Source organism: Brevundimonas sp. NPDC055812, assembly GCF_053616535.1.
Window position 1 is genome coordinate 22686 of the sequence record NZ_JBSHDX010000013.1, and the last position, 11825, is coordinate 34510.

9 protein-coding genes and 1 tRNA gene are annotated in these 11825 nt (G+C 68.1%); 2 read left to right on the forward strand and 8 right to left on the reverse strand.

The window, feature by feature from the left end; translation table 11 throughout:
- Positions 1–64: 64 nt before the first annotated feature.
- Positions 65–724, reverse strand: coding sequence for a TetR family transcriptional regulator (locus ACWGL1_RS15940; RefSeq protein ID WP_452112550.1), 660 nt, complete (start codon positions 722–724; stop codon positions 65–67).
- Between the two features lie 428 nt (positions 725–1152).
- Between ACWGL1_RS15940 and ACWGL1_RS15945 the strand changes: the two genes are divergently transcribed.
- On the forward strand, positions 1153–3279 hold the full coding sequence (locus tag ACWGL1_RS15945; RefSeq protein WP_452112551.1) for a M13 family metallopeptidase: 2127 nt from the start codon (positions 1153–1155) through the stop codon (positions 3277–3279).
- Positions 3280–3759: 480 nt separating this feature from the next.
- Here the strand turns inward: ACWGL1_RS15945 and hisS are convergent, their stop codons facing one another.
- The 5 genes from hisS to ACWGL1_RS15970 form a co-directional block, all read right to left on the reverse strand.
- Positions 3760–5232 (reverse strand): histidine--tRNA ligase, encoded by a 1473-nt coding sequence (gene hisS / locus ACWGL1_RS15950; RefSeq protein ID WP_452112552.1) that lies wholly within the window; start codon positions 5230–5232, stop codon positions 3760–3762.
- A gap of 57 nt (positions 5233–5289) precedes the next feature.
- Positions 5290–6510, reverse strand: a complete 1221-nt coding sequence (locus ACWGL1_RS15955; protein WP_452112553.1) for a DUF418 domain-containing protein — start codon at positions 6508–6510, stop codon at positions 5290–5292.
- Between the two features lie 61 nt (positions 6511–6571).
- Positions 6572–7138 (reverse strand): hypothetical protein, encoded by a 567-nt coding sequence (locus ACWGL1_RS15960; RefSeq protein WP_291779985.1) that lies wholly within the window; start codon positions 7136–7138, stop codon positions 6572–6574.
- The gene (locus tag ACWGL1_RS15965) at positions 7138–8016 is read right to left on the reverse strand and encodes a 3-hydroxybutyryl-CoA dehydrogenase (protein ID WP_291779987.1); all 879 of its coding nucleotides are present in this window, start codon (positions 8014–8016) and stop codon (positions 7138–7140) included. Before ACWGL1_RS15965 ends, ACWGL1_RS15960 begins: the two co-directional genes overlap by 1 nt.
- A gap of 141 nt (positions 8017–8157) precedes the next feature.
- Entirely contained in the window at positions 8158–8463 is a 306-nt protein-coding gene (locus ACWGL1_RS15970; protein ID WP_291779989.1) for a YggT family protein, read from the reverse strand.
- Positions 8464–8585: 122 nt separating this feature from the next.
- On the opposite strand from ACWGL1_RS15970, the gene ACWGL1_RS15975 reads away from it, so the two are divergent.
- Positions 8586–8661 (forward strand) — tRNA-Ala (locus ACWGL1_RS15975).
- Positions 8662–8720: 59 nt separating this feature from the next.
- Here the strand turns inward: ACWGL1_RS15975 and ACWGL1_RS15980 are convergent.
- Both ACWGL1_RS15980 and ACWGL1_RS15985 read right to left on the reverse strand, forming a co-directional pair.
- Positions 8721–9740, reverse strand: coding sequence for an NAD-dependent epimerase (locus ACWGL1_RS15980; protein WP_452112554.1), 1020 nt, complete (start codon positions 9738–9740; stop codon positions 8721–8723).
- A 48-nt stretch (positions 9741–9788) separates the two neighbouring features.
- Complete coding sequence (locus tag ACWGL1_RS15985) at positions 9789–11675, reverse strand: M20/M25/M40 family metallo-hydrolase (RefSeq protein WP_452112555.1); 1887 nt, start codon at positions 11673–11675, stop codon at positions 9789–9791.
- Positions 11676–11825: the final 150 nt, after the last annotated feature.

Sequence of the window (11825 nt, forward strand, 5' to 3'; positions counted from 1 at the left end):
TGGGCGAGAAAAAGGGCCGCGCGCCTGTCCGGCGTGCGGCCCTAGATCGATCCCGACTGAAGTCTTACTGACGCGCCAGCTGGCTGGACAGGATCAGCTCGAGCTGTTTGCGGATATGCGACGTCAGCTCCTCGATGCCCCAGTTGTCATAGGCGGCGAAACGGAAGTTGGAGATGAAGACGTCCCAGATCAGACGCGCCAGAAGCGGCAGGTCCACGTCCTGACGCAGTTCGCCCTCGCGTACGCCGGCCTGCAGCAATTCAGCCACGGCCTCGACCAGCGGACGGACGAAGGCGCGCGAGCGCAGATCGGCGTCTTCCGGCTGGAACCAGGAGCGGGCGACCATGGCCTGCATCAGCGGCAGGTGGTCCAGCGAGCGGTGATAGCCGGCGGTCAATCCGTTCGACAGGCGATCCAGCACGCGGCCTTCGGCGGCCGCAGCGGTGCGGATGTCGGCCAGCAGGCCTTCCATCTCCTCGGAGAAGACGGCTTCGAACAGCTCGGCCTTGTCCTGGAAGTTGGCGAAGACGGCGCCGGTCGACATGCCCGCCCCCTTGGCGATATCGCGGATGGTGGCGGCGTCATAGCCGCGTTCGGCGAAGAGGGTGCGGGCGGCGTCCAGCACCTTCTGACGCGTGCGCACCTTGGCGGCCTGGCGGCGGTTCAGTCGAGGCTGGGCTTCGGCTTCGGCGACTGCAGGGGCGGACTGGGAAGACTCACGCATCGGCGACGGCTCTAAACTCATCTATAGGCGGCGTTCGCCTCATCGCGGCTCGCTGTCGTCCGACGCGAACCTGGAACGAGACTGACGACGCTCCTGGGAGGAAGTGGTGAACTTTCATCACCGAACAATGACCAAAATGGGTCACAAGCGGCATAAAACTTTGCCGCAGGCCGGTTGTGAGTTCAACAGGGCTACGCAGTTCTACGGATAAGGGCCGTTGAACGGCATACGGGAAATCAAAGCTTTGCCGTTAGGCCCGCTTTATTGCACGGCTCATGTATGGCGAAGACATCGGGAGCCGGCGCCGAACCCCGCAGATGCGAATCCCGCCCTCGCCCTTCCCGATAAAATTTTTTAAGACTGCCGGATCGCCCGAAGCTTCTACGCTTCGGGCCGCCCTGCCCTTGGGCCGAGATGAGGAAACGACAATGAAGAAACTGTTCGCTGGGGTCGCCGCCGCGGCCCTTCTGGCGCCCGCCGCCGCCCTGGCCCATGACGGCCACGACCATGCCTGCATCGACGACGCCTGCACCGTCTTCGAACTGTTTCAGACTCCGGCCGCCGAGGGCGGCGCTTCGGGCTGGCAGGGCACGGACGCGCCCAAATACGGAACCTGGGGCTTTGACCTGGCGGGCCGCGACACCTCGGTCGATCCGGGCGACAGCTTCTTTCGCTACGCCAACGGCGCGGCCATCGACCAACTGACCATCCCGTCTGACCGCACCTCCTACGGCTCCTTCGCCCTGCTGCGCGAACTGTCCGACAACCGCATGAAGAAGCTGGTGACCGATCTGGCCGCGCGCACCGACCTAGCCGCCGGTTCGGATGAGCAGAAGATCGCCGACGCCTATCGCGCCTACATGGACCAGGCCCGCGTCGACCAGTTGGACGCCCAGCCGCTGGCGCCCTATCTGGCCGCCATCCGCGCCGCCGACACCCATGAGAAGATCGCCGCCTACATGGGCCAGACCCAGGGACGCGCGGGCGGCTCCTTCTTCGGCACCGGCATCACCATCGACCAGAAGAACCCGACCCGCTACGCCGTCTCGACCGGTCAGTCGGGCCTGGGGATGCCCAACCGCGACTACTATCTGGACGCCCGCTTCGCCGACAAGAAAGAGAAGTATCAGGCCTATATCGAGCGGATGCTGACCAACATCGGTTGGGCCGACCCGGCCGGTTCGGCGGCCGCTATCGTCGCCCTGGAAGACCGGATCGCCGAGGCCCACTGGACCCCGATCGAGAACCGCAACCGCGACAAGACCTACAACCCCTATTCGATCCAGACCCTGGCCGCCGAGGCGCCCGGCTTCGACTGGGCCGGCTATTTCAACGCCGCCGGTCTGGGCGCGGTCGATCGCGTGATCGTGCGCCAGAACACGGCCATGCCGAAGATGGCCGCCATCTTCGGCGAGACGCCGGTGACGACCCTGCAGGCCTGGCAGGCCTTCCACACCACGGACGACGCCGCCCCCATGCTGTCGCAGCGCTTCTCGGACGCCGAGTGGGAGTTCCATTCGCGCGACCTGGCCGGCCAGCCCGAGCAGCGCAGCCGCGAGAAGCGCGCCATCAGCTTCGCCGAGGGCGCCCTGGGCGAGGCCGCAGGCCGTCTGTATGTCGCTGAATACTTCCCGGCCGAATCCAAAGCCAAGATGGAAGAACTGGTCGCCAACCTGCGCACCGCCCTGTCGCACCGCATCGACAACCTGACCTGGATGGGCACGGAGACGAAGGCGGCGGCCCAGGAGAAGCTGCGCAAATTCACCGTCAAGATCGGCTATCCGAACAAGTGGCGCGACTATACGGCGCTCGAGATCAAGGCCGACGATCTGTTCGGCAACAGCCAGCGCATGGGCCAGTTCCAGTGGAACTACCGCCTGTCGCGCCTGGACCAGCCGGTCGACAAGGACGAGTGGGGCATGACGCCCCAGACGGTGAACGCCTATTACAACTCGGCCAATAACGAGATCGTCTTCCCGGCCGCCATCCTGCAGCCGCCCTTCTTCGATCCGGACGCGGACCCGGCCGTCAACTACGGCGGCATCGGCGGCGTGATCGGCCACGAGATCGGCCACGGCTTCGACGACCAGGGCTCCAAGTCCGACGGCGACGGCGTGCTGCGCAACTGGTGGACCGATCAGGACAAGGCCAATTTCGAAGACCTGACCAAGCGTCTGGGCGCCCAGTACGATGCCTTCGAGCCCCTGCCCGGCTTCCACGTCCAGGGCGGCCTGACCATGGGTGAGAACATCGGCGACGCGGCCGGCACGGCGGTCGGTCTCGAAGCCTACCACCTGTCGCTGAAGGGGCAGCCCGCCCCGGTGATCGACGGCGTGACCGGCGACCAGCGCTTCTTCTACGGCTGGGCCCAGGTGTGGCAGTCCAAGTACCGCGAAGACGCCCTGAAGAACCAGATCGCCACCGATCCGCACAGCCCGGCCGAGTTCCGCGTCATCGGCCCGGTGCGCAACGTCGACGCCTGGTATGAAGCCTTCGGCGTCAAGCCCGGCACGAAATACTATCTGGCGCCGGAAGACCGCGTCCGCATCTGGTAAGACGCAGCGCCTGCTGAATGAAGAGGGCCGGAGCGGCGACGCTCCGGCCCTTTTTCATGGCGGTTAAAGCTCCCCGCCGTCATCCTCGGGCTTGACCCGAGGATCCAGGAGGCAGCGGTCGGAAGGGTCGGAAGCTTGAGCGCGCGGTTGTCTGGATCCTCGGGTCAAGCCCGAGGATGACGGCGCACTAGGTCAACACTCCAGCAGCTCTCGAATATTCTTCGATACATATCCTGTGCTCCGGGCATGAAAAAGCCCGCTGCGGGGGATACATCGCAGCGGGCCTTCTCGCTCTCTCAGGAGCGGACGTTTCCTCCCCGAAACGCCTTCAAGATGTCGCTGCGGCTGAGCGCTGCGCCTCTTGAGTGAGACCAAATGACGCCATGGAGGGGGTCAAGTCAATCAAGCCTCCATCGAAAGAGCGTTCTTTCGTAACTGAACGTTGATAACTCACGTCTTCGTCAGGGTTTTTATCGAAACCTATTCGATAATGGAGCGGACCACGGCGACCAGCTGATCGCGCGCCACGGTCTGCTGTCCCGGACGTTCGGCCTTCCAGGCGTCGTTGTCGGCGATGGCGACGGCGCGGGCGCGTCCGGCGTCCAGATCCTTGATCGTCACCTGGCCTGCGGCGATCTCGTCTCCGCCCAGGATGACGGCGGCCGGGGCGCCGCGCCGGTCGGCGTATTTCATCTGCGCCTTCATGCCGGCCCGGCCCAGATAGAGTTCGGCGGCGATGCCCGCCGCCCGCAGTTCGGACACGGCGTCGAGATAGTGCTGCATGTCGTCCTCGGAGAAGACGATGGCCACCACCGGCCCGCGCGTTTCATCCTCGGCGCCCCGTCCGGCCGCGCGCAGGGCCGAAGCCAGACGCGACACGCCGAAGGAGAAACCGGTCGCCGGGGTCGACTGACCGGTGAAGCGCGACACCAGATCGTCATAGCGGCCGCCGCCGCCGATCGAGCCGAAGCGCACGGCCCGGCCCTTCTCGTCCTTGGTGTCCAGCAGCAGTTCGGCCTCGAACACCGCGCCGGTGTAGTATTCCAGCCCGCGCACGATGGTCGGGTCGAAGCGCACGTCGTCCTGCGCCACGCCCATGGCGGTCAGGGCGCGGTCGATGGCGGCCAGTTCCTTCAGAGCCTCTTCACCCGCGGCGCCCAAGGCGGCGCCGGACACGGCGTCCAGCACGCCCGCGCGGCTGAGGCCCGGTGCCTCGGCCGAGGCCAGGAAGGCTTCGATGGCCCCGATCACCGAGGAAGGCAGATTCGCGCCCTTGGTGTAGTCGCCGGACTCGTCCAGACGCCCCTCGCCCAGCAACAGGCGCACGCCCTCAACCCCCAGACGGTCGTACTTGTCCACCGCGCGCAGAGCCGTCAGCCGCTGCACCGGATTCGTGATCCCGCCCGCGTCGAACAGGCCGTCGAACAGCTTGCGATTGGAGACGCGGATCACCGCCTGCCCGGCCGCCAGACCCGCGGCGCGCAGGCCCTCGCAGCCCATGGCGATAATCTCGGCGTCGGCCTCTGGCCGGTCCGAGCCGACGGTGTCGGCGTCGCACTGCCAGAACTCGCGGAAGCGGCCCGGACCCGGCTTCTCATTGCGCCACACTGGGCCATAGGCGTAGCGGCGGAACGGCTTGGGCAGGGTCTCCCAGTTCTGGGCGGCGAAGCGAGCCAGAGGCGCCGTGTGGTCGTAGCGCAGGGCCATCCATTGATCGTCATCGTCCTGAAGCGCGAAGACGCCCTCGTTCGGACGGTCCGCGTCCGGCAGGAACTTGCCCAGCGCGTCAGCGTATTCGAACGCCGGAGTCTCCAGCGCCTCGAAACCCCAGCGCTCATAGACCTCGGACACGCGCGCGACGATGCGGCGCTCGGCGGTCAGGTCGCGGCCGCGACGGTCGGCGAACCCGCGGGGAGCGCGGGCTTCGGGGCGGTTGGAGGCTTCGTCGGTCATGGGGCGGCGATTAAGCCATCAGTTCCGCCGCCGCAACTCACAGTCCGCCCGACGCTCTCAGGCCGTGCGGCGCAGCGGCAGATCGCGCCCATAGCTGAGGCGCCGCCACAGCCACTCGAACGGCCCCATGGTGAACTTCGACAGCCACAGCGGCGACCAGATCAGTTGCAGCGCCCAGACGCCGACGACGATGGCCCACTGCATCGGATAGTCGACCTGACCGAACAGACGCGGCCCCCACGGCATGTAGAAGATGGTCGTCATGATCAGGGTCTGACTCAGATAGTTGGTGAAGGCCATCCGCCCCACCGGCGCCAGCGCCTTGCGCAGCCAGCCCACGCCGCGCGTCGTCATCAGGATCAGAGCCGAAGCGTAGGCCAGGGTGATGATCAGCGGATAGGAGCCCACCGCCATGGCCCAGCCGCCGGTCGCCTCGACCTCGGCCCCGGCCTGAATCTCGAACCACTCCAGCACGCCCAGCAGGGCCAGAACCGCCGCCCCGCCCGCCATCAGCATCCCATAAACGCGCGTCGGGACCCGTCCGTGGAAGAAGCCCGCCTTGAACAGACCCAGGCCCAGCATCATCAACGGCACGGTCGAGAACACATACATGAGCAGGCTCATGCCCTGGGCGATGGCCCAGGCCTTCAGGTTCTCCAGCGCCGCGCCGGCCCAGCCGCTCTGATAGGCGGCGATGGACGCGGCCACCGCCCCGTCCGAAGCCCCGCCGCTGCTCATCGCCTCGGGGAAATGCGCCGTCAGCAGCATCAGCCCGGCCTGAAGCGTCGCCAGAAGGACCGTCGCCCCAGCGCCGATCCAGATCAACGGCTTGGCGGGCATCGACCGCATCAGCATCATGAACAGGCCGGACCAGGCGTAAAGCAACAGGATGTCGCCGTACCAGAAGGCCGCGCCGTGGATCAGGCCGAACAGGGCCAGGAACAGCAGGCGACGACGCAGGACGCGCCCCTTCGCCTCATCGCCCCGTTCGCCGCCGACCAGGAAGACCGACACGCCGAACAGCATGGAGAACAGGGTGACGAACTTCTGCTGGAAGAAGACGGCCACGACCCATTGCGCCACGCCCGACGCATTGGGGCCCGCCGGAAAGGGCGACTGGCCGCTCGTCATCTCGATCGCCATCATCGGCAGGGCGAAGGCCGCCGCATTGACCGCCAGGATTCCGAGAACCGCCGCGCCGCGCAGCACGTCCAGGGTCACGATCCGCTGATCCGCCGCCACCGGCTTCGGCTGGGCCGTCTCGACCTGATCCCTCATGCTCGCCCCTGTTCTGCGTGAAGAGGTTGAGGCTTAGGCGGGACCGCCGCTCCGCTTCACGTTAAATCCCTGTAACGTCCCGTTCGGCCAGGACGCCCATGCGGTTCTTGACCGTCGGCGCCGGGACAAAGCCCAGATAGGCCACGCACAGGCCGCCCCACAGGGCGTAGCTGACGCCCATCATGACCGCCAGCGGCAGGCCGCCGACGCCATAGATCAGCAGGGCCGTCTCGATCGCGCCCAGGCCCTGGACGAGGCTCTGCGAGGCGGCGCCCGCCAGGCCCGCCATGATCACGGCCATGACCGTCTGCATCGCCGCCGCCAGCAGGCCGCCGAACACGGTGAAGCGGCAGACCACGCCCAGCCGCGTCGACGGCCGACCGGTCCTGCCGTGGCTGTCGAGCAGCAGCCAGAGACCTGCCGGCGCCGCGATCAGTCCGACCGCCAGCATCACCAGCCGCCAGTCCGTATCCACGCCCGACCACCAGTTCTCGGGCGGCCAGATGAACAGGGTCAGGATCACCGGAGGCCAGGCCGCCGCCGCCAGGGCGGCCGGAACCAGGGCGCCCGCGCCGCGCCGCGGCGCCACGCGCTTCAGGCCCGGAAGGGAGGGAAAGGCGACGGCCATCAGCGGGTCGGAACCGGCGTCTCGCCGGAATAGTCGTAAAAGCCGCGCCCGCTCTTCTTGCCCAGCCAGCCGGCCTCGACATATTTCACCAGCAGCGGACAGGGCCGGTACTTGCTGTCGGCCAGGCCTTCATACAGCACGTTCATGATGGCCAGGGCCACGTCCAGCCCCATGAAGTCCGCCAGCTCCAGCGGTCCCATCGGATGGTTGGCGCCCAGCTTCAACGCCTTGTCGATCGAGACCACGTCGCCGACGCCTTCGTACAGGACATAGACCGCCTCGTTCATCATCGGCACCAGGATGCGGTTGACGATGAAGGCGGGGAAGTCCTCGGACTCCGTGATGATCTTGCCCAGGCTCTCGGCGAAGGCGACCGCCGTCTCGAAGGTCGAGGCCGAGGTGGCGATGCCGCGCACCAGTTCGACCAGCTTCATCGTCGGCGCCGGCTTCATGAAGTGCAGACCGATGAAGCGCTCGGGCCGATCCGTGACCGAAGCCAGGCGGGTGATGGAGATCGAGGAGGTATTGGACGCCAGCAGAGTTTCCGGCCCCAGCAGCGGCGTCAGTTCGGTGAAAACGCCCTTCTTGACCGCTTCGTCCTCGGACGCGGCCTCGATGACCAGATCGGCCCCGGCCGCCTCCGCCAGGGTTTTCACGGCGGTGACGCGCTGAAGCGCCGCCTGGGCCTCCGCCTCGGTCGACAAGCCGCGCGCCGCGCGCCGCGCCAGGCTGGCCGCGATCTCGCCCAGGGCCAGGGTCACCCGATCCGGCGCAATGTCGTACAGCTTCACCTCATAGCCGCCGGCGGCCACCACCTGAGCGATGCCCGAACCCATTTGCCCGGCGCCGATGACGGCGACTGTCCTGATCGTGGTCATGAATTACGCGTAAAAGGCGGTCCGCCAGGGACCCATCGTCGGCACCTTAGGAGCCCGCTCGCGCCGCGCAAGGGCGGAAATGGGCGCCGGACGCCGAATCCCGCGCCGCCGTGGCTTTGCTTCAACGAAGGCTCGTTCGCCTCAGCCCAGCGACATGATCAGCATGGGCGCGACCGACCTGTTGAACAGCACGCTCAGGAACTGCAGCGCCAGAAGGGCGATGATCGGGGTGATGTCGATCCCGCCCAGCGGCGGCACCACGCGCTGGATCGGACCCAGGATCGGCCGCGTCACCGTATCCAGCACATAGGCGATCTGGCCCACGAAACGGTTGCGCGGATTGATCACGTCAAAGGCGAACAGCCAGCTCAGGATCGCCGAGGCGATGATGCACCAGATCATCAGGGTGACGACGGCGTTCACCAGCCAGACAAGGGCGAAACCCATGAGAAACTCCTGCTTCGTTCACGCCGCTTCTAGCGGCCCGGCCGCGGATCGCCAAGGATTCGTGCGCGGCCCGTTGACACGCCCCCCTGGACGCTTCTATGTCCCGCCCCTGCCTGTCGGTCGGGGCCGTAGCTCAGTTGGTAGAGCGCGTCGTTCGCAATGACGAGGTCAGGGGTTCGACTCCCCTCGGCTCCACCAGGGCATCTCCGCGAAATCGTTGAAGACCACCGTCGTTCGGCGCGGCGCTGACGCGCGCGTCAGTTCTCACGATAGAAGTTGCAGTACCAGTCGACGAAGCGGGCCACGCCCTCCTCCACCGGGGTCGAGGGAGCGTAGTCGAGAGCGGCCAGGGTCTCGGCGACGTCGGCCTCGGTGTCGGCCACGTCCCCGTCCTGCATGGGCATGAGGTTCAGCTTGGCCTTGCGGCCCAGCTTGGTCTCCAGCACCTCGATGTAGCGCATCAGCGGCACCGGGCGGCCGGCGCCCAGGTTCAGGATGCGCCAGGGGGCGACGCCGCTGGTGGCCGGATTGGGCGCGGCTGCGTCCCACGTCGGATCGATGGCGGCCGGTCGGTCGAGCGCGGCGATCACGCCGGTGACGATGTCGTCGACATAGGTGAAGTCGCGGCTCATCCGGCCCTCGCCATACACGTCGATCGGCTCGTCCTTCAGGATGGCGCGGGTGAATTTGAACAGGGCCATGTCCGGACGGCCCCACGGTCCATAGACGGTGAAGAAGCGCAGGCCCGTCGCCGGAAAGCCGAACAGGTGGGCGTAGGAATGGGCCATCGCCTCATTGGCCAGCTTGGTCGCGGCATAGACGGTCAGCGGATGGTCGGCGGGCTGGCGCACCGAGAACGGCAAGGCGCGGTTGGCGCCGAACACCGAACTGGTCGAGGCGAAGACCAGGTTGCCCGCCCCGACCGCGCGGCAGCCCTCCAGGATGCTGAGGAAGCCGACGACGTTGGAATCGACGTAGGTCTCGGGCGCTTCCAGACTGTAGCGAACGCCCGCCTGGGCGGCGAGGTGGACCACGCGGCGGGGTTGGCGCTCGGCGAACAAGGCGGCGACGCCGTCGCGGTCGGCCAGGTCCAGCGTATAGTGGCGATAGTTGGGATAGGCCTGAAGCTGGGCCAGGCGCGCCTGCTTCAGCGCCGGATCGTAATAGGCGTTGAGGTTGTCCAGACCGATCACGCGCTCGCCCCGCTCCAGCAGACGCCGGGCGGTGTGGAAGCCGATGAAGCCGGCGGAGCCGGTGACCAGGACGGGATCGCTCATGATCGGCTGCGATAAACGGTCGCGCGGCCGGACGCCAGCGTCTGCGCCCTAGGGCAGGGCCTCGGCGACGTCGGGCGACGGCGCCAGCAGCTGGGCCGACAGGTTCAGCCCGACGCCCGCGATCAGGCAGGCCGCCGCCGCGAGCAGCATCAGACGCGTGGCGCCGGCCCCCGGCGCCAGCGGCCGGGCGAACAGCAGGACCAGCAGGGCGACGAGGGCCAACGCGCCCGGCAGATCCATCCCGACGCCCAGGAAGACGAAATGACCGATCCCCAGCAGCCAGGCCCCGCCCAACAAGGTCGCGACCGCGCCAGGCAGGAGGCTGACCGGCCGCGTCAGGCCCGGGGCGATCAGGACCGTCAGGGCCGCCGCCGTCGCCGCCAGCAGCACCGGCCAGACGAACAGCAGCGCCGCCTCTGGCGCCGCGCCCTGCAACGCGCAGCCGAAGACGAAGACCAGAGCGATCAGGCCCAACCAGCCGCCCCAGGCAGAACGCTCGGCCTGTCCCGGCCAGAACGACAGGCCGACGGCAACGACGCCGAGCGCCAGCATTACCGGGCTGAAGCCGCCGACGATCAGAACCACGGCGGTCAACAAGGCGAACGCCCCGCCGATCACGCGCGGCCGCGCCCGGCGCGCGCCGCTCAGTAGGACCAGCGCCAGGGCGAGCGCCGCCAGCGCCGCTCCCGCCTCCATCCACGGCAGGCGGCGCAGCAGGGTGTAATAGACGTCCGGCGAGGCGGCGCGGCTCGACATCGGCCCGGCCAGCAGACGCGTGGCCTGCAACAGGATGACGCCCCCGGTCAGGAACCACAGCCCGTCCAGCACGCCCAGGCCGACCTGCCCCGCCGTCAGCCCCGCCCCGCGCCGCGCTCGCCAGGCGGCGAAGCCGCCCAGGGCCGCCGCCAGCGCCAGCAGGATCCAGCCCGTCCCTTGCGCATGGGCGATCACCCAGCGGCCGAAAACGTCGGCATAGACCAGGTTCTCGCCCTTGGCCGGCAGGCTCGGCGCGCGCAACAAGGCGTCGGCCGCCTCCAGCGCCTGAGAGCCCAGATGCTGCACCGCGCCCCGGTCCAGATTGGCGGGCGTCGCATTGGCGGCGTGATACTGATCCGGGCGACCGATGAAGGCCAGATTCAAACCGCCGATCCCCCTGTCCTTGGGCACGGTGAAGTCGGTGCCGTTGGGCATCCGCTCATACATGAAGGCGGCGATGGAGGTGGCGGTGGTCCCGCCGTCGGCTTTCGCCGCCGCACGGCGGAACAGCTGGACCGTCGGCCCCGCCTCGCGCCCGGTCTCGAACATGGCGGCGCGGCCGCCGCCGCCGCGCGCCTCGAGATTGACCACGGCCCCGATGCGGTCGCGCAGGGGATGGCCGCCGAAGAAGACCCGCGCCCCGTCCAGGCCCAGTTCCTCCGCATCAGTCAGCAGGACGACCAGATCACGCTCGGCCGGGCCGCGCGCCTGGATCGCCCGCACGGCCTCCAGGATGGCGGCCACCCCGGCTGAATCGTCGGCCGCGCCGGGGGAGCCGACCACGGTGTCGTAATGGGCCATCAGCATGACGGCGGGCTGGCTGCGGTCTTTTCCGGGCAGGACGCCGATCAGATTGATCGCCTGATTGTTCGCCGCGCCGGGATCGCCGCCCGCGCGCTCCAGCCGCTTGACGGCGGCGGGCGACAGCGGGCCGGCCTGCTCGCTGACCTGAAGTCCCAGTTGCGTCAGGCGGTCGTTCAGATAGGCGCGGACCCGTGCATGTTCGGGCGAGCCGACCGGGTGAGGCGCGCGGGCGATCTGTTCGATGTCGGTCATGGCCCGCGCGGCCGAGAAGGCGACAGCGGGCGCGTCGGCCGGTCGAGGCTTCGGCGCCTGGGTGGTCCATACCGCCAGCAAGAAGGCGAGCGTCAGCGATCCGAACAGCAGGGCCAGCCGCATGAGAGATCCTCCCCGATCCAAGCGGCAGTAGGACCAAGGCCGAGCGGAATGGCAAGAGGGCGGCGGCGGGTCTCCCCCCCCCCGCCCACCCCAACCGCCGTATCCGGGTAGTAGGGCGTGGGCAAATACCCCCCCTGAAAGCGCGGGAGG

Excerpts from the sequence above, each read along its gene's own strand:
- ACWGL1_RS15940 (WP_452112550.1), bottom strand. The coding sequence starts at position 724 with ATGCGTGAGTCTTCCCAGTCCGCCCCTGCAGTCGCCGAAGCCGAAGCC.
- ACWGL1_RS15945 (WP_452112551.1), top strand. The coding sequence starts at position 1,153 with ATGAAGAAACTGTTCGCTGGGGTCGCCGCCGCGGCCCTTCTGGCGCCC.
- hisS (WP_452112552.1), bottom strand. The coding sequence starts at position 5,232 with ATGACCGACGAAGCCTCCAACCGCCCCGAAGCCCGCGCTCCCCGCGGG.
- ACWGL1_RS15955 (WP_452112553.1), bottom strand. The coding sequence starts at position 6,510 with ATGAGGGATCAGGTCGAGACGGCCCAGCCGAAGCCGGTGGCGGCGGAT.
- ACWGL1_RS15960 (WP_291779985.1), bottom strand. The coding sequence starts at position 7,138 with ATGGCCGTCGCCTTTCCCTCCCTTCCGGGCCTGAAGCGCGTGGCGCCG.
- ACWGL1_RS15965 (WP_291779987.1), bottom strand. The coding sequence starts at position 8,016 with ATGACCACGATCAGGACAGTCGCCGTCATCGGCGCCGGGCAAATGGGT.
- ACWGL1_RS15970 (WP_291779989.1), bottom strand. The coding sequence starts at position 8,463 with ATGGGTTTCGCCCTTGTCTGGCTGGTGAACGCCGTCGTCACCCTGATG.
- ACWGL1_RS15980 (WP_452112554.1), bottom strand. The coding sequence starts at position 9,740 with ATGAGCGATCCCGTCCTGGTCACCGGCTCCGCCGGCTTCATCGGCTTC.
- ACWGL1_RS15985 (WP_452112555.1), bottom strand. The coding sequence starts at position 11,675 with ATGCGGCTGGCCCTGCTGTTCGGATCGCTGACGCTCGCCTTCTTGCTG.